Annotated in this window: 14 protein-coding genes, 1 tRNA gene and 3 pseudogenes; 14 read left to right on the top strand and 4 right to left on the bottom strand. The window is 69.2% G+C overall.

Annotated elements, in window-relative coordinates:
• Positions 1-2: 2 nt before the first annotated feature.
• Positions 3-5129: an NAD-glutamate dehydrogenase gene (locus tag CWC38_RS02355; RefSeq protein ID WP_121845228.1), complete on the bottom strand. Its 5127-nt coding sequence runs from the start codon at positions 5127-5129 to the stop codon at positions 3-5.
• 344 nt (positions 5130-5473) lie between these two features.
• Between CWC38_RS02355 and CWC38_RS02350 the strand changes: the two genes are divergently transcribed.
• A complete protein-coding gene (locus tag CWC38_RS02350; protein WP_121845227.1) occupies positions 5474-6328 on the top strand; it encodes a formate/nitrite transporter family protein in 855 nt (284 codons plus the stop codon).
• Positions 6329-6386: 58 nt separating this feature from the next.
• Here CWC38_RS02350 and CWC38_RS02345 read toward each other — a convergent pair whose 3' ends face one another.
• Both CWC38_RS02345 and CWC38_RS02340 read right to left on the bottom strand, forming a co-directional pair.
• Complete coding sequence (locus CWC38_RS02345; protein WP_121845226.1) at positions 6387-6932, bottom strand: histidine phosphatase family protein; 546 nt, start codon at positions 6930-6932, stop codon at positions 6387-6389.
• A gap of 241 nt (positions 6933-7173) precedes the next feature.
• Positions 7174-7623, bottom strand: a complete 450-nt coding sequence (locus CWC38_RS02340) for a YsnF/AvaK domain-containing protein (RefSeq protein ID WP_121845225.1) — start codon at positions 7621-7623, stop codon at positions 7174-7176.
• Positions 7624-7729: 106 nt separating this feature from the next.
• Between CWC38_RS02340 and CWC38_RS02335 the strand changes: the two genes are divergently transcribed.
• The 3 genes from CWC38_RS02335 to CWC38_RS02325 all read left to right on the top strand — a co-directional run bounded on the left by CWC38_RS02335 (position 7730) and on the right by CWC38_RS02325 (position 10126).
• Entirely contained in the window at positions 7730-8365 is a 636-nt protein-coding gene (locus CWC38_RS02335) for a tetratricopeptide repeat protein (RefSeq protein WP_121845224.1), read from the top strand.
• Positions 8362-9438 carry an aldo/keto reductase gene (locus CWC38_RS02330; protein ID WP_240625001.1) on the top strand — a complete coding sequence of 359 codons (1077 nt, stop codon included), beginning with the start codon at positions 8362-8364 and terminating at the stop codon, positions 9436-9438. Before CWC38_RS02335 ends, CWC38_RS02330 begins: the two co-directional genes overlap by 4 nt.
• 136 nt (positions 9439-9574) lie before the next feature.
• Entirely contained in the window at positions 9575-10126 is a 552-nt protein-coding gene (locus CWC38_RS02325) for a DUF2617 family protein (RefSeq protein WP_121845222.1), read from the top strand.
• 21 nt (positions 10127-10147) lie between these two features.
• Here the strand turns inward: CWC38_RS02325 and CWC38_RS02320 are convergent, their stop codons facing one another.
• Positions 10148-10624 (bottom strand): acyl-CoA thioesterase, encoded by a 477-nt coding sequence (locus CWC38_RS02320; protein WP_019311075.1) that lies wholly within the window; start codon positions 10622-10624, stop codon positions 10148-10150.
• Between the two features lie 171 nt (positions 10625-10795).
• Between CWC38_RS02320 and CWC38_RS02315 the strand changes: the two genes are divergently transcribed.
• The 10 genes and pseudogenes from CWC38_RS02315 to CWC38_RS02270 all read left to right on the top strand — a co-directional run.
• A complete protein-coding gene (locus tag CWC38_RS02315; protein ID WP_121845221.1) occupies positions 10796-11380 on the top strand; it encodes a YdcF family protein in 585 nt (194 codons plus the stop codon).
• Positions 11381-11659: 279 nt separating this feature from the next.
• Positions 11660-12574 carry a metal-dependent hydrolase gene (locus CWC38_RS02310; protein ID WP_121845252.1) on the top strand — a complete coding sequence of 305 codons (915 nt, stop codon included), beginning with the start codon at positions 11660-11662 and terminating at the stop codon, positions 12572-12574.
• A gap of 173 nt (positions 12575-12747) precedes the next feature.
• Positions 12748-12831: transfer RNA gene (locus CWC38_RS02305), tRNA-Leu, on the top strand.
• Positions 12832-13593: 762 nt separating this feature from the next.
• The gene (locus CWC38_RS12225) at positions 13594-13902 is read left to right on the top strand and encodes a transposase (protein ID WP_206059841.1); all 309 of its coding nucleotides are present in this window, start codon (positions 13594-13596) and stop codon (positions 13900-13902) included.
• 212 nt (positions 13903-14114) lie between these two features.
• Positions 14115-14468, top strand: a pseudogene (locus tag CWC38_RS12725) (DDE-type integrase/transposase/recombinase); the annotation flags it as partial.
• A pseudogene (locus tag CWC38_RS12655) lies at positions 14402-14734 on the top strand (YcaO-like family protein); the annotation flags it as partial. The pseudogenes CWC38_RS12725 and CWC38_RS12655, both read left to right, overlap by 67 nt.
• 5 nt (positions 14735-14739) lie before the next feature.
• On the top strand, positions 14740-15399 hold the full coding sequence (locus CWC38_RS02285; protein ID WP_165860321.1) for a TfuA-like protein: 660 nt from the start codon (positions 14740-14742) through the stop codon (positions 15397-15399).
• 262 nt (positions 15400-15661) lie between these two features.
• Positions 15662-16399: a C1 family peptidase gene (locus CWC38_RS02280; RefSeq protein ID WP_121845217.1), complete on the top strand. Its 738-nt coding sequence runs from the start codon at positions 15662-15664 to the stop codon at positions 16397-16399.
• Positions 16396-17271, top strand: a complete 876-nt coding sequence (locus CWC38_RS02275; RefSeq protein WP_124106134.1) for a hypothetical protein — start codon at positions 16396-16398, stop codon at positions 17269-17271. Before CWC38_RS02280 ends, CWC38_RS02275 begins: the two co-directional genes overlap by 4 nt.
• Positions 17272-17566: 295 nt before the next feature.
• Positions 17567-17692: pseudogene (locus CWC38_RS02270) on the top strand (IS5/IS1182 family transposase); the annotation flags it as partial.

Below are 17692 nucleotides of genomic sequence, written 5' to 3'. Positions count from 1 at the left end.
CGTCAGTCCATGAGCGCCCCGCGCAGGGTCCGCAGGGCCACGGACAGGGCGGCGAGCTCGCCACCGGTGTCGTCGCCGGACATGGACTCGATCTCGTCCAGGACCTCGCGCAGCCGCTCCAGCCGGTCCGCGTTCTCCTGCTCCCACGCCTGGACCTTCTCCTGGGCGTTGGCGCCCGGGTGCTGCAGGGCCTGGGCGGCGAGCGCCACGAGCGTGGAGTACAGGTCCTCGCGCATCGCGATCCGCGCCATGTTCTCCCACCGGGTGGTCTGGGGCAGGGCACTGATGCGGTTGAGCAGGTTCTCCAGCCCGTAGCGGTCGTACAGGGCGAAGTAGACGCGCGCGATCATGCGCACGCTGGTGCCGTTCTCGTCCGTGTCCTCCGCGAGGCTGTGCGCGGACGACGACGCCGCGGCACCGCCCCGCGCCCCGGCCTCCTCCGGCTCCAGGGCCGTGATGCCCTGGGACTGGGCCAGGCGGGCGACGTCCAGCAGCGCGAACGCGTCCAACAGCTCGGCCCACTCCACGGCGAGGTCCCGGGGCACGCCCTGGCGCTCGGCGAGTTCCGCCTCCGCCTGGGTGCGCTCCTGGGAGTCCTGCGCCATGAGCTGCTCGGAGCCGAAGCGCAGCGCCACGATGGGCCGGTACGTGTCCACGAGCTCCTGGATGTCCGAGTCCGTCTCCTGGCGGTGCAGGAACCACCGGACCACGCGGTCCAGCAGCCGTCGCATGCGCAGGGACATCCGGTTCCAGAGCTCCAGGGGCACGTCCGCGCCCAGCTGGGCGTGGCGGGCGGCGTAGCTCTCCAGCTCGAAGATCTCCATGGCCGCCGTGAACGCGCGGGCCACGTCCGCGAGCTCCGAACCGGAGTCGTCCACCACGCGGTACGCGAACGCGATGCCGCCGTAGTTGATGATCTGGTTGGCCACCACGGTGGAGATGATCTCCTTGCGCAGCGGGTGGGTGTCCAGCTGGTCCCCGAAGCGCTCCCGGATCTGCGCCGGGAAGTACTGGGACAGGGTGCGGTGGAACCACGGGTCGTCCGCGAGGTCGCTGTCCACGAGCGCCGCCGTGAGCTGGATCTTCGCGTACGCGGTGAGCACCGACAGCTCCGGTCCGGTCAGGGGCTGGTCCTGGGTGGCCCGCTCCCGCAGCTGCGTGTCCGAGGGCAGGAACTCCAGCTCGCGGTTGAGGTCCGCGGTGTCCTCGAGCCAGTGCATGAGCCGGATGAACATCTCGGTGAAGGACACCCCGCGGGCGCGCTCGGTGGTGAGCAGCACGTTCTGCGCCACGTTGGTGCGCAGCACGAGATCGGCCACCTCGTCCGTCATGGACTCGATGAACTCGGCGCGCTCGTCCTGGCCCAGCAGCCCGGCCTGGACCATGCCGTCCACGAGGATCTTGATGTTGACCTCGCGGTCGGAGGACTCCACACCGCCGGAGTTGTCGATCGCGTCCGTGTTGACCAGGACCCCGTTCAGAGCGGCCTCGATGCGGCCCAGCTGGGTGGCTCCCAGGTTGCCGCCCTCGCCGATCACCTTCACCCGGAGGTCCTCGCCGTTCACACGGATCGCGTCGTTGGCTTTGTCCCCCACCTGCTGGTGGGTCTCCGAGGCCGCCTTCACGTAGGTGCCGATGCCGCCGTTGTAGAGCAGGTCCGCCGGGGCCAGCAGCACGCGGCGCACGAGCTCCTGGGGACTGAGGGCCTCCACACCGTCCTCGATGCCCAGCGCCTCACGCACCTGCGGGGTGAGCGGGATGGACTTCTCCTGGCGGGAGTACACGCCGCCGCCCTCGGAGATCACGCTGCGGTCGAAGTCCTGCCACGAGGTGCGCCCGGCGCTGAACAGCCGCTCGCGCTCCTTGTAGGAGGCCGCGGCGTCCGGGGTGGGGTCCAGGAAGATGTCCCGGTGGTCGAACGCGGCAATCAGGTGGATGTGCTCGGACAGCAGCATGCCGTTGCCGAACACGTCCCCGGACATGTCCCCCACGCCCACCACGGTGAACGCCTCGGACTGGGTGTCCACGCCGAGCTCGAAGAAGTGGCGCTTCACGGACTCCCACGCACCGCGGGCGGTGATGCCCATGGCCTTGTGGTCGTAGCCCACGGAGCCGCCGGACGCGAACGCGTCCCCGAGCCAGAAGCCGCGGTCCAGGGAGATCGCGTTCGCGGTGTCGGAGAACGCCGCCGTGCCCTTGTCAGCCGCGACCACCAGGTAGGAGTCGTCGCCGTCGCGGCGCACCACGTTCTCGGGGTGCACCACGGTGTCCCCGGCCTCGCCGGAGGTCTCGGCGGAACCGCTCGCACCGCCCTCGGCACCCGGGGTGGCATCCCCGCGGGACGACGACGCCGCACCCTGCCCGGTCTCGTCCGTCCCGTTCTGCGCGGTGACCTCCTGGCCGGCACCGGTCTCCGCCTCGCGCACGATGTTGTCGGTGACGTCCAGCAGGGACGCGATGAACAGCTTGTAGGCCTCGCGCCCCTCGGTCAGCCAGCCCTCGCGGTCCGTCGCGGGGTCCGGCAGCTGCTTGGGGAAGAACCCGCCCTTCGCGCCCGTGGGCACGATCACGGCGTTCTTGACCATCTGGGCCTTGACCAGGCCCAGCACCTCGGTGCGGAAGTCCTCGCGGCGGTCGGACCAGCGCAGACCGCCGCGGGCCACCTGGCCGAAGCGCAGGTGCGTGCCCTCCACGCGCGGGGACCACACCCAGATCTCGAAGGCCGGGCGCGGCTGCGGTGCCGCGGGGATGGCCGCGGGGTCCAGCTTGAACGCCATGGTGGGGCGGTTCTGGAACACGTTGGTGCGCAGGGTGGCCGTGACCACGTCCGCGAGCGCCCGGAACAGGCGGTCCGCGTCCAGGCTGGGAACGCTCTCCAGCACCTCGGCCAGCCGCTGGAGGGCGGCCTCGCGCGCCTGGCCGCGGGCGGCGTCGTCGTCCGTGAAGCGGGAGGGGTCGAAGCTCGCGGAGAACAGCTCGGCGAGCTCGTGCGTGGCCTGCGGGTGGTCCACCAGGGTGTCCGCGATGAACTCGAACGAGTTGGGGTAGTTCAGCTGCAGCAGGTAGCGCACGTAGGCGCGCATCACGGCCACGGTGCGCCAGCCCATGCGCTCGGTGAGCACCAGGCGGTCCATGCTGTCGGACTCGGAGCGGTTGGAGAGCACCGCGCACAGGGTGTCCTCGATGAGGTCCTCCGTCTTGGCGTCCTCGGGGCCCTCGGGGTCCACGCCCTCGGGCAGCTCCACGCCGAAGTCGTAGAGCTGGAACTCGCGGCCGTCCGCAGGGGTGACCGTGTAGGGGCGCTGGTCCAGCACGCGCAGGCCCATGTTGTGCAGCAGGGGCAGCAGCTCGGTGAGGGACAGGGACTGCGTGAGGTAGATGTTCAGCCGGACCTGGCCGTCCTCGGTCTGCGCCACACGGACCTCGGCGGGCAGGTCCGGGTCGCGGCCCCACAGCTCCTCGCAGCGCTTGAGGTCCTGGATGGCCTCCTCGATCTCGTAGTCCTCGCGGTACGAGCCCGGGAACGCGTCCGCCCACACGGGGCCCAGCGCGCCGGCCTTCTCGTCCTCGAACTCCTGGCCGATCGCGCGGCCCAGGGACTCGGGCCAGGAGCGCACCGCGGCGCGCAGGCGGGACTCGAGGTCCTCGTGGTCGAAGTCCCGCACCTCGCCCGTGTAGGGCAGCCGGATGCGGAAGAACAGGCGGGCCAGGGAGGAGGAGGTCAGGCGCACCTCGAAGTCGATGGCCTCGGCGTCGAAGACCTCGAACAGCTGGGTCTCGATGCGCTGACGCACCGAGGTGTTGTAGCGGTCCCTGGGCAGGAACACCACCGCGGACATGAACCGCCCGAAGGTGTCCTGGCGCAGGAACAGGCGGGTCTGGCGGCGCTCGTTGAGCCCCAGCACGCCACCGGCCGTCTCGTAGAGCTTCTCCGCCGACATGTGGAACAGCTCGTCCCGCGGGTAGTCCTCGATGATTCCCATGAGATCCCGCGCGGAGTGGGAGTCCGGGAGGAAGCCGAAGCGCTCGGCCACGCGCTGGACCTTCTCCCGCACGAGCGGGGTCTGCTGCGCGGGCACGGAGTAGGCGTGACGGGAGAACAGACCCAGGATCAGGTACTCCCCGTCCACGCCCCCGTTCTCGGCGAACGTGCGCACACCGATGTAGTCCAGGTACTCGCGGCGGTGGATCGAGGAGCGGCGGTTCGCCTTGGTCACGAACACCACCTGGTGGTCCCGGGCGTGCTCGCTGCCCAGGCCGGTGAGCTTCTGGGCGTGGCCCTGCGTGCCCTGCTCCCGCAGCAGCCCCAGGCCCGTGTCCGGGCGGGAGTGCAGCACGGCGTCCTCGCCGTCCGCCTCGAGGTCGTAGCGCTTGATGCCCATGAACACGAAGTTGCCGTCCCGCAGCCACTGCAGGAAGTCCTGGGAGGCGCGGACGTCCGGCAACCGGGAGCCGTCCTGGAACGAGAGGTTCTCGAGGGGCGCGAGGGAGTCCGCGATCACCCGGGCCTGCTCGTGCATGGCCTCCTGGTCCTCGGCCACCCGGCTCACGTCCGCCACCAGCGACTCGATGTGGCGGGCCAGCTCACCGCGTTCCGCCTGGTCCAGGGAGCGGTGCAGCTCCATGCGGATCCACGACTCCACCGCGGTGGACGAGTCACGGCCCCCGGCTGCCGCCCCGGCCAGCTCGTCCGTGATGGGGATGGCCGTGGTGTCACCGGAGGACACCGCGGAGATGTTGGGGACCTCGTCCAGGGACGTGAGCTCGTGGGAGCCGGCGTCGCGCACGGCCAGCAGCAGCGGGTGCAGCACCAGCTTGGCGCCACCCCAGTTGGCGGCGATCTCCGTGGTCAGAGTGGACACCAGGAACGGCATGTCGGTGGTGACCATGTAGAGCACGGTGACCCCGTGGTCCTCGCGGACGTCGATGCACAGCTCGCCGGCGCCGCGGGTGCGGCCCACCTCCCGGTGGGTCTCGGCCCGCTCGGTGAGCACCGGTTCCTGGGTGCCCACAAGGTCCGCGTCCGGCGCGGAGCGGTAGTACTCGTTGATCCATGCCTGCGCTCCGCTCCATCGCGGTCGCTGCCACACCGTGGGGATGGCCTGGGTGGTGGCTTGAGGAGAGGTCACTACTGCATCACGCCTTAGCTGTCGTTGAGTCGGGGATCGTAACTCCACGGCGTGGCACGTGACGCCCTGTGGGGCACCTCCGGGCAGGGTCCACCGGAACGCTCTCCCGGAGTCCACGACCTCTGCACCACCCACGGCCACACTGCCGCATGTTCCACCACCATAGGACCCGAAACGCACGGGGACCAGACACGGCGCGTGTTCACCGCAGGGTTGCACGGTCCTACACTCGTGCGGTCACGGTTTTCCCGCTCGCGTCCCCCTGCACGAGCCGGTGCGGGCGCCCGTGGCGCCACCGACGGGCACCCGGCCCGCCCCCCCCCAAGACAGAGAGCAGGGCAGCCATGACCACCGTGAAACCCGCAGACGTGGTGACGGACGCCGTCGCCGCCGGACAGGCGAAGGCGACCGCCTCGTCCGGTGCCCTGGTGCTGCGCGGCGTGCTGGGCGGCGCCGTCCTGGCGGCCACCACCTCGTTCGCCGTGTCCGCGACCGTGAGCTCGGGATCCCCCGTGGTGGGGGCCGTGCTGTTCCCCGCCGGGATCACGATCGTGATCCTCATGGGGATGGAGCTCGTCACGGGCGGTTTCGCCCTGACCCCCATGGCGGCGGTGCGCGGGCTCGTGCCGTGGTCCGCCGTGGGTCGTTACAGCCTCATGGTGGTCGTCGGCCACATCATGGGCGCCGCCGCGTTCGCCCTGCTCTACGCGGGCGCGCTCACGGGCTTCGGCTCGCACGACGCCGGTGCGCTCGGGCAGAAGTTCGTGGACACCGCCCAGGCCAAGACCACCGCGTACGCCGCCATGGGAGGCGCCGGCATGGCCACGGTCCTGGTCAAGGCCGTGCTGTGCAACTGGCTCGTGTGCCTGGGAGTGTTCATGGGCATGATCTCCAAGGACACGATCGGGAAGATTGCGGCCATCTGGCTGCCCATCATGGCGTTCTACGGCCTGGGCTTCGAGCACGCGGTGGTCAACTTCTTCATGATCCCCATGGGCATGCTCCTGGGCGCGGACGTCTCGTTCGGCGACTGGTGGCTGTGGAACCAGATCCCCGTGCTCGTGGGCAACTTCGTGGGCGGGTTCGTGTTCACGGGGCTGGCACTGCTGCACGCCCACCGCCCAGCTCGCTCTCACCAGGACGACGCCGCGGGCCCGTCTCCCACCTCGGCCGGCAGCTCCCCGGGCACCGCGTCCTGAGCGGGGCCCGGCGGACGGGCGCCGCAGACGGGCGCGGGAAACGTCTGGCGAGACCCGTTCAGTCCGCGAACAGCACCTGCTCCGCGGTGACCGTGAGCACCTGACCGTTCTCCAGGCTGGGCAGCTCGGTGTCCAGCACACGGTCCAGGGTGAGCCGGATGAGGGTGCCGTGGGCCACCACCATCACGTCCTTGCCGGGGAAGTCCGCGAGAATCGTGCGCAGCACCGAGAGCCCCCGCTGCACCACGTCCTCGGTGGCCTCGCCGTGCTTCTCCATCATGGCGTGGCGCTCGTCGTCGCCCATTCCCGTGCAGTCGCGGCCCTCCACGTCACCGAAGGCGCGCTCCACGAGGTCCTCGTAGGTGCGGGAGAGCTCCAGCCCGATCTCCCGCCCGATGACCTGCGCGGTCTCCCTGGCGCGCTGCAGCGGTGAGGAGACCAGCACGTCCCAGTGCCCGCCCGAGGCCGCCAGCTCGCGGCCCACCGCTCGTGCCTGCTCCCGGCCGGTGTCGTTGAGGGGGATGTCCGAACGTCCCTGCAGCCGGCGCTGCAGGTTCCAGTCGGTCTGGCCGTGGCGGATCAGGGTCAGGGTCGTTTCACTCACCCGCCCAACCTACCCCCGGGCCACGGCCACGGACGGACGACGCCGCCCGCGCCCCACGGCACGTCCGGCGGAGGACACCGTGCCGGTTCCGCAGGGTGGCCCCTGAGAGCTCAACGCCCCGTGAGCCGCCCCCTCGCGGAGCGCGGCACCCCGCCATTCGGGGGCCCGGCAGAGCACGACGCCGCGCCCCCGATCGGCGGGGCGCGGCGTCGTGCTACCGGGAGGGCCGGGACACAAGAACTCAGACGCGGGGCTCTTCCTGGGTCTCGATGTCCACGCGCTCCTTGCGCAGGGTGTCCTCGACGACCTCGGTGCGCTCCACCCGACGGGCCACGAGACGCACACGCTGGTAGGGCACACGCACGGTCTGCACCACGGGCTCGGAGCGGTAGAGGATGACCTCGTCCTCCCCGAGCGGCAGCTCGCGGCCGTCCAGGAACGCCTGGCGCTCCTCGGCCGTGATGGGCGTGCGCACCAGGTCCGGCTCCTCGGAGCCCAGGGTGACCTCCTGGCGCACGGGCTCGGTGACCACGTACTTGCGCAGCCGGGCGCGGCCCGTCTCGGCCTGTTCCCGCTCGATGACCAGCCGCTCCTCGTGACGGATCACGGAGGCGTGGTCCTCGTGGTGGGCTGCTGCTGCGTGGCGGGGATCGCGCGGGTCCTGCCCCGGCGCGGTGTGCTGTGCTGGCATCCTGACCTCCTGGGAGAGTGTGGGTCCGAGATTATCAGCAGGGTTGCCACCCCCGCTCCCCGAGTAGCATGGGGGGACTTCGCTGCGATCCCGGGAGGACGGGCCGATGAGCTACTCGGATGACGGAAACGGCTTCTTCACACGCGCCCTGGACGCGGAGGACCGAGGTGACCACACCCTGGCGGAGACCTCCTACCGGCAGGCCATCGAGCTCTTCCAGGAGTCCGGCCCCGCGCACAGGGAACTCGCCGCGTGCCACTACAACCTGGGGCACATCCACCTGGTCATGGACCGCACCAGCAAGGCGGTGGCGGAGTACCAGAGCGCCTTGGAGCACTTCTCCCGGCTGGAGGGCAGCGGCAAGCACAAAGCCCGTGCGCACCTGATCCTGGGGTCGCTCCTCGTGGAGACCGGTGACCTGCACGGCGCGGAGACGCATCTCCTCGACGCCCTCGGGCAGTACCTGGACGCCCCGCACGAGCCGCGGGACCAGGCGGACTGCTACGTCAACCTCGCGCGCGTCTACCGGGAGACCCGCCGCCACGCCCAGGCCGTGACCGCGTACAACCGCGCCGTGGACTTCTACGAGCAGGACCCGGACTCGTTCCGGGACCGTTCCGACTGCTTCACCGAGCTGGGCGCTCTCCACGAGTCTGCGGGGCAGCTGGACGAGTCCGCCGCGGCCTTCGCGGAGGCGGCCCGGCTGCGGCGCGCCGCCGAGCAGCACGGCGGACGCACGTGAGCCACTCCTTGGTCTTCGGATGCATGAACCTGGGCGGCGCCTGGGGCCAGGAGCGCATCCCGGCCACCCAGCACGACGCCGCCCGCGAGGCCGTGTACGCCGCCCACCGTTCCGGGTACTCGCTCTTCGACCACGCGGACATCTACGTCGGCGGGGACTCCGAGACCGTGTTCGGGCGGATCATCGGCGAGGACGCCGTGCTGCGCCAGGCCGTGCAGGTCCAGACCAAGTGCGGCATCCGGCTCCCCGGGAACACCGCCCCCGCGGGAGCACCCGCCCACTACCGGCTGGACCGGGACGCCGTCCGCTCCTCACTCGAGGGTTCCCTGCAACGGCTCGGCGTGGACCGCGTGGAGCGGCTCTTCCTGCACCGCCCGGATCCCCTGACCCCTGCGGAGGAGACCGCCGCCGCCCTGGACGAACTGCACCAGGAGGGGCTCATCGGCTCCGTGGGGCTGTCCAACATGACCACGGAGCACGTGGTGGAGCTGCGCCGCCATCTGCGCGCTCCCGTCACGGCCGTGCAGATGCAGCTGAGCCTGGCCCACCGGGACCTCGTGGAGGCCCAGGTGCTGGCCAACCACCCGGACGGGGCCGCCGTGTCCTTCCCCCGCGGCCTGCCGCAGCTGTGCGCCGCGGAGGGCATCGAGATCCAGGCGTGGGGTGCGCTGGCCGGCGGCGTCTACTCCGGCGCCACCCCTCCCCGGGCGCCCGCAGCGGCCCACGGTCCCTCGGACCAGGGTGACGAGGGCGGACGGGACCGCACGGCCGTCGACGCCGCGGGGGAACCGGACCGTGCGGCGTCGTCCGCCGGGGCCGGGGGCCTCCCCGACACGCCCGAGGAGCGCACGAGCGCGCTGGTCGCCCGACTCGCGGAGCGCATGGAGGTCCCGGCGGAGGCCGTGGTGGTCGGCTGGCTGCTGCGACTGCCCCACGGCATCCGCCCCGTGGTGGGTACGCTGAATCCCCGGCGGATCGCGGCCTGTGCGCAGGCTCCCCGGGCGGCGCAGCTCATGACGCACGAGGACTGGTACGCCCTGTGGACCGCGGCACGCGGACGCGCACTGCCGTAGCCCCGCAGTCCTGATGCGCGCCTCCCGTCACCGAACAGTGACCATTCGGTGCTTGCCTGTCCCCCGAGCCGGGGATATTTTCGATCGTTAAGAAGACGCGGCGGGCTGCCGCGCGGCCGACAGGAAGATGGCAAGCATGGAGCATGACTGGCTCACCCGAGTGCCCGGGCACGTCGTGTGCCGCCCGGACCAGTTCGGCTACCGCACGGACCTCCCGGTGCTCGACGCCCCCGCGGGCCGCCGCCTCCGGGTGGACGGGCTCACGGACGTGGAGCTGCGCGTAGGATCCGGGCACCACCAGTTCGTTATCACCCACGCGGGGCAGAGCTGGGTGGAGACGGTGGGGGTCTTCGAGGACGGCGCCGCCGAGTTGCCCATCCTGCGCGACATCTCGCACCCCTCCCCCTTCGCTTCCCGCGTGGAGGTGGGCTGCACCGTCACCGAGCACTCCGCCCGCGGACTGCGCAAGGAGCTCGCGCGGATCCGGACCACGCTGGAGAGCGCGCCCCTGGCGGTCTGCGTCCAGGACCCGGAGGAGCCGGCCGCCATCACGGCCGCCACGTGCCACGTGGACCGGGAGTCCCACGCCCTGCTGTGGTGGACCTGGCGCGTGCTGCCCGAGCACGGCGCGGTCCTGCGCACGCGCGCCGAGCTGCAGTTCGCCACGGCCCCGGGCGTCGCGGCCTGAGCCCTGCGCGCCCGTCCGGTCTCAGAACGGCGACGGCGCGGTGTGCGGCGCGAGCACGTCCCGCTGCTCACGCGTGAGGCGCAGCACCGTGCGGGTCTCCGGCAGGTAGAACGCCAGCTGGGTCTGCGCGCGCACGCACGGGGAGCCGTCCGCGGAGTCCAGGATCTCGAACCCCAGCACCAGGGTGGCGGCCCTCGCCGAGACCACCCACACGCGCACGTCCACCGGTTCGTTGCGGTACTCCAGGGGCCGCAGGTACTTCACGCGGTGCTCTGCGATCAGTGCCTGGGTTCCTTCCGGCAGCACGGAGAACAGCGGAATCCTGGGCGGGACCACCTGCTCCCCCGTGCCCACGGGAACGCCGAAGGCCGCGATCCGAGCTTCCTCCAGAACACGGATGACCTCCACGTTGTTCACGTGGCCGTACGGATCCATGTCTCCCCACCGCAGGGGAACCGGGCAGGTCACGGCGCGTTCGAGGTGTTCATCCGATCGCATGTGCTGACTCCTTGCTGGGCGTTTACCGGCGGACGCACGCAGCCGTGGGTCCCTGCCGTGCTGGGTGAGATGATATCCGCGGCGCGCCCGCCGAACAGCCCCAGTGAGAGGAACCCCGTGGCCCCGACTCCCTCCGGGCACCCCCCTGCGCTCAGGCGGAAGTGGCCCCTCGTGGCGCTGATCGCCCTGACGCTCCTCGTGACCCTGTGGCTCGCCGTGTGCCACGCCGTCCTCGACAGCCCGGACGTGGACCCGCCCCGCACCTCCGACGCCGTGTTCGTGCTGGGCCCTCCGGACCCCGCCCGCATGGCCTACGCGGAGGACCTCGTCTACAACCAGCACATCGCGGACACCCTGGTGGTCTCCACACCGGACGCCCAGCCCTTCGACCCGCCCGAGATGGTGGAGTACTACACCGCCAAGTCGTTCTGCGAACCCCGCGACGGTGTGGAGGTGCTGTGCTTCAAGCCCAATCCCTCCACCACGCAGGGAGAGGCCATCAAGCTGCAGGAGCTCTCGGCGCAGCACGGCTGGGACACCGTCACCGCCGTGACGTTCACCCAGCACGTCTCCCGTTCCCGGCTGATCCTGGAGCGCTGCTACTCCGGGGAGCTGCGGATGTCCGCGGTGGACTTCCAGCTCACGGGCAAGAGTCTCTTCAACCAGTACCTCCACCAGAGCGCCGGGTACGTGAAGGCCTGGGTCACCCCGGGGTGCGACCAGCAGCTGCCCTGGACCCCCAAGTCCGAGGACTGAACCGAAGCGCACCCCTTCGACCTCGCGGTCCCGCCCCGGGTCGTCGCCACCGGAGACTGTGCAGGCCGCGCAACGCGTGCCCCGCCCACGGGGGCACCGGCCCGCCCCGCGGGGAGACCGGGCGGGCCCCGTCCCCGAGCGGCGTCGCCCCTCACACAGACAGGCCCAGGGTGCGGTCCCGACGGCGCTTATGCGGGTCGGAACCCGTTCCTAACCTGGGGATTCTCTTCTTCCCCGAGGTCTGGAAAGGACCGTCCCCATGCTCAGGACCGCCCCGTGATGGGCCCCAGCCACGCCGCATGCGGTGCCGCCGCGTGGGTGGCACTGACCGGCACCTACACCGTGGATCTCGCGGACGCCTCCTTCCCCGTGGGCCTCGGCCTCATGCCCGTGGGCGATCCCGGAGTGGTCACCGGCGCGCTGATCTGCGCCGGGGCCGCCCTGCTGCCGGACCTCGACCACCCGGGCGGAACCGTGGCACGGTCCCTGCCCCCGGTCTCGCGCTGGCTCGCCAAGGGCCTGAGCCGACTCGCCGGCGGCCACCGCCGGGGCACGCACTCCCTCCTGGGGCTGCTCGCGATCATGGTGCTCGCCGAGCTCTCCCAGCGCGCCTCTGTTCCGGTGGGCGACGCCCTGCGGTGGAGCGGCACGGAGTCCGCGGCGGACACGGCAGGCGGTGCGGCCACCGGTGCCGCGGTGTCCGGCGGGCTGGGCGCAGGGTCCGTGGGATCGGGGGCGGTCGGTGACGCGGCGGCGTCGTTGCCCGGGCAGGTGTGGCCGCTGGCCGCGGTGCTGTCCGTGCTGCTGATCGCGTGCGCGGTCAAGGTGCTGGCCTTCGTCCCGGACCGGCTCTCCCACGCCAACTGGGTGGTGGGCATCCTGCTCGGGGCGTTCGTGGCCGCGCACCCCCCGGAGCATCCGCACTGGTTCGTGGTGGCCGTGGGACTCGGGTGCGCCGTGCACATGGCCGGCGACCTGCTGACCACCCAGGGCATCCACCTGCTGTGGCCGCTGCGCCTCCCCCTCCCGCTCCCCGCCTCCCTCTACCGGCGGCGCTCGTTCGTGCGCCTCCCCCTGCTGGGCAACGCCGGATCCGGACGGGAGATCCTGCTGCTCGTGCCCCTCACACTGTACGCGGTGGCGGGGCTTCTCTGCGCCTCGATCGCGTGGACGGGGCTCACGGTCAGCATGTGATGGCGACGACGCCGCGGCCCGGGTCGCGGGCGGCGTCGCCCCCGGCTCCGAGCACGCCGCGACGCGCTGTCCCGCGCCGCACCCCGCCTTCCGAGGCCACGATTCGCCAACCCGGGCAGGGTGGGGTAGGCTTTTCGACGTTGCTCACGGGCGTACGCCGAGTGGGACAACGAGCGCGAGTGGCGGAATAGGCAGACGCGCACGGTTCAGGTCCGTGTGCCCGAGAGGGCGTGGGGGTTCAACTCCCCCCTCGCGCACCGTGGGTGTTTCACGAAAGTGGGACACTTGATTTCACGAAACTCCCATCCGACCTCGTGTCGGGTGGGAGTTTCTTGTTTCAGGCCCCGGCACTGAGGCTAGGACCGGCTGCCGAGCACTCCGCCACGCTTCCAGGGGCGCGTTTCGATGCCCACGTAGTCAGTGATGGCAGCGATAGGCCCCTGCCCGGGGGCTCTCCGAGCAGGGGCCAGCCACCTTGGGCGCAACGGCTACTTCTTCATCATTCAGGCGCCAGGGATGCCTACGGCCCATTCCTCGTCGCCTAAGGGCGGCGGGGACTCTGGCGGTGCAGCCCCCGATGGTCTCTTGGGCCGCTTGAAGACTCGTCTGCGTCGCGCCCCCGACTGATCTATCGGCTGTGGGGACACGGTGTCCGTGCCCGGCGGCGGGCATGCAAGGTCGTAGCCGTAGCGTCGCCGCAGCAGGTGCATGTTGACGGTTGCGATGATCAGCGCCAGCCGTATCGCTGTGCGGTGGGTGCCGCGAACTTGGGTGCTGCCTCGTGTCAGGCGCGCGTAATGATTCTTCAGCAACGAGTTGGCTGACTCGACAGCGTTGCGCCGACTGTAGGACAGCTTCCACCGTGTCGTTCCGTATAGCTCCCGCTGCCGGATCTGAAGCCGATCAGATGCGGACGGCCCCAGCGTCACGGTCCTGCCGCAGGCGCAAGGGGGGCTGCTGCACGGATAGGTGACATCTGATCTGGCTTGCCCGTAGGGCGGCCTGGAAGGATGTGCACTATGCCTGCTCCCTACCCTCAGGAGTTCCGCGACGATGTCGTGCGTGTGGCCCGGTCCCGTGAGGATGCCGTCACGATCGCGCAGATCGCGAAGGACTTCGGCGTTCACGAGATGACGCTGCATAAATGGATCCGCCAAGCCGACATCGACGACGGCAACCGTCCCGGCAAGTCGCGCGAGGAGTCCTCCGAGCTGCGTGATGCGCGTAAGCGGATCCGGCTGCTGGAGCAGGAGAACGAGGTCTTGCGCCGCGCCGCGGCGTATCTCTCGCAGGCGAACCTGCCGGGAAAATCCTCTACCCGCTCGTGAATGAGCTCGCTGCCGACGGTATCCCCGTCGCGGTGTCCCTGCGGGTCCTGAAGCTCTCCCGCCAGCCCTACTACCGATGGCGGAAACAACAGGTCACCGAGTCTGAGCTGGTCGAGGCCTACCGGGCGAACGCGTTGTTCGACGCCCACCGCGATGATCCCGAGTTCGGGTATCGGTTCCTGGTCGGCGAAGCGGAGGCCGCTGTCCAGCGCATGTGCGAGCGGACCGCGTGGCGGATCTGCCGGGACAATCAGTGGTGGTCCGTGTTCGGCAAGAAGTGCGGCAAGAACGGGAAGCGCCCCGGGCCGCCGGTCCACGATGATCTCGTGAAGCGTGACTTCTCCGCTGAGGACACCAACGAACTCTGGCTGACCGATATCACCGAGCACTGGACAGAAGAGGGCAAGCTCTACCTCTGCGCCATCAAGGACGTGTTCTCCGGCCGGATCGTCGGCTACTCGATCAGCGACAGGATGAAGGCCCACCTCGCGGTGAACGCCCTGGACAACGCGATATCCCGGCGTCGCGACGCCGCTGGCTGCATCGTCCACTCGGACAGAGGGTCCCAGTTCAGGTCGCCGACGTCATGCTGGACCTCCATTGGATGCTCGAACGTCTGCAGAGTAACGGGATCGACTCCGTGGTAGTCGTCGACCTCAGCCCGGGCTGGCTCCCCGTGTCGGTCGTACGGGTTATCGTCCCCGGCATCGAGTCTTGGGCGATCGATCGTGGCCGCTTGGGACAGCGCGCCGCGCGCGTGTGGAGAGAAAACATTTCCCTCCTGGGCAAGGCAATCGTCACCGTTCAAGAGAGCAGGGAGAACGCACGATGAGGACCGTGATTTTCGTCGGACCCAGCATTTCCCGTGAGGCGCTGACAAAAGTGCTGCCTGAGGCCGAGTTCCGCGGCCCTGTCGAACGAGGAGACATCGATGTCTTACTACGCGAGGACACCTCGCCTGACATCATCGGCATCATAGACGGCAAATTCCTCCACGCCATGTCGATCTCCCCAAAAGAGATCCTCACAGCGCTCAACAGGGGCGTCACCATCCTGGGCTCATCGAGCATGGGTGCACTGCGTGCAGCTGAGCTGGACACGCTGGGCATGACTGGCATCGGCACCATCTACCAGTGGTACGCCGATGGCACCATCGATGCGGATGACGAAGTGGCCATCACTTTCGACCCGAAGTCGCTCAGAGCGCTCTGCACCCCGATGGTCAACTTCAGGGCCTCGGTGAACGAACTCGTCGGGCAGGGCTCGGTGACCGAAGAGGAAGGCGGACGAATCGTTGAGACGGCCAAGGCGATGTATTTCCCTGATCGGACGCACGCATCCGTGTGCGAGCAGCTCGTCTTCGACGGAGTGGAAAGCCAACGGGCGGAGGAGCTATTCCGCCTGCTCGAGGGGTCGATTGATCGAAAGGCAACTGACGCGTTGCTTCTGGCGAGAAGGGTTAGTGAGTTGACGGCTGAGCGTGAGGTTGTGGCATGACGGCGGCGCAGACGGAGCCGTTCGCGGAGTCCGGGAGCCGAAATCACCAGATGCCAAATGAAGGGGACTTGATTGCGCCGGCGGAGCGAGCCGTTCGCGTGATTCACTCCCGTACTAAAAAGCAGAGAAGAGTGCTGCAGGCCGAGACCCGAGGCTCAACACTGCCACCGGATCAGCGCTATGCGCGGTTCGTGAAGATGTCAAGTACACGCACCGAAAGCATGGTGCAGACGTCAGGCCTCCTGGCGAACGGCACGAACTGATGAGCGAGGTCCCTCCCGTTGGAACCATTGATCTCGGACGAGATTTTGGACCGGTTGTCACCCAGGGCGCGGAGCCGCTTTGCGCGGCCGCAGTGGCCGCAGGGCTGCTGTGGCACCTCAGCGACCATAAGGATCGGGTGGATGTGTGCGTCTCGTGCTTGGCGTCGCAAACCACGGCGGCCGGACATGTATTGACAGTTGCATCATGTCTGGCAGTAGTCCGCAAGGAAGGAATCCCTGTCTCCCACAACGGCCCCTGTCAGGCAAGGCCACCGCAACGCGACGCAGCAGCGTTGGACTGGTCCACACAGTATCTGCACGACGCCGACAACCAGGAGAAGCTGGACCTGGCTTTGGCGTGGTTGTCGACCGGCTCCCCCTTTGCTTTCCAGATCGGCCTCTACCCTTCGGCGATGCTCGCCAGCAGGTCCGGCTGGCTACGGGCACCTGCGCCAGGGGAAGTTCGTATCGGCCTGCACGCCGTGCTGTGCGTCGGTTATCTGCCCCTGCTGCCGCAAGCCGAGGAGAACTGCGGCGGGGCAGGATTGATCATCAAGAACAGCTGGGGCCCTAAGTGGGGAGCCCAGGGGTATGGCGTGGTGGATTCTCGATATTTGAAGTTGTCGGAGACCGGGGCTTTCCTTCGGTGTGTGACACAGGACCGGCGGGGCCCGCAGCGTGAGGATGGAAACGTAGGCGTCACGGTGCGACGAGTCGGAGAGGGCGGTGTGGCATGAAGTCCCCTCAGCCTGTGATGCGGGTGCTGAAATGGGTGACTCCGGTCGTCGTCGTGGTGCACGCGGTGCTGGTTGCGACGGGCGTTCTGGACCTGGGATCCGCTGTTCGCATAGCCCTGACGATCGAGGTCGTCCTACTCCTGGCAACGATCGTGCTCGCGATGGCTGCTGCCGGGACGTACCGGCAGCAGCGCCGTGAGGGTGCAACCAAAGGCGCAGCGCTGGCAGCCGCTGCCCGGGAGGCCCTTCCAGGGCCTGTCGTGGCGATAATGCGGCACGAGTTCCACGTCCTTCGCGCCCTGTGGTTGGCGCTGCGACATCGGGATGACACACCGACCGGAGCTGCGACGTTCTCGTATGGCGCCAGCCAGGGACCCATTTTCTACACTCTGACTGCCGTTTCCCTGGTGGAGATCGGCGTGGTTCACTGGCTCGTGCCGTGGGCTTGGGCCCGCCTCCTGCTGGGATTCTTGGGATTGTATGGAGCAGTATGGCTGATTGGCTTTTACCAGACGTTCAGACGCCGCCCTCATTACGTCCATGAGGGACGACTCGTGCTGCGCTGCGGGCTCCTCGGCGAAATCACGATAGCGACCAAGGATGTCGTAGACGCCCACGAGAAATTTCTCAGCTGGAGAACCCGGTCGTTCGCCATCCATCAGGAAGCCGATCGTGCTCCTGCGGTGTCCCTGACCCCTTCAGGCATGACCGATGTCACCCTGCAGCTGACCGAGGGTTCGGTCGTGCACGCCAAACACCGGATGCTGATCGCGCCCACGATCCATGTCGGCTGCGATCACCCCGCCGATTTGGTCCAGTACCTGCGAACCCACAAGGCGGAGTCGGCGACGGAGCGCCCCATAACTTCCTAGCCGAAGCCGAGCGGTTGGCAGTGCCCAATTCATTGCCATGGCGTTGTCAGGCGCGCGATGGCTATTCCTCTGCCTGCGTCGCAACGAGGATCCGCACCACTCAATGGCCTGCTCGGAGAAAGTTGCTGCATGCGGGTTCCGTGCGGGCCACCGTGGTGTTTGCAGTCACTGCCCGGGCAGTCGCGACGTTTGCCACAGGGCCCCGACATCGGTGTGAGCGGCGACCGGCTGACCATCAGGCCCGTCTAGGGCGTGTCTGACAAAGGTTAGTCGCGGGGTCTGAAACGATCAGGACGTGTCACGTTTTCAGGTTCTCTCGGATGCCCAGTGGTCACTGATCGCGCAGTTGCTGCCCCGCCCGACGGGCAAGCCGGGCCGCAAGTTCTCCGACGCGCGCACGATGGTTGAGGGCATCGTGTAC

Source organism: Kocuria tytonicola (assembly GCF_003687455.1).
GTDB lineage: Bacteria > Actinomycetota > Actinomycetes > Actinomycetales > Micrococcaceae > Kocuria > Kocuria tytonicola.
Note: the sequence above shows the minus strand (reverse complement) of the source record. Positions and strands in the feature narration are given on the sequence as shown.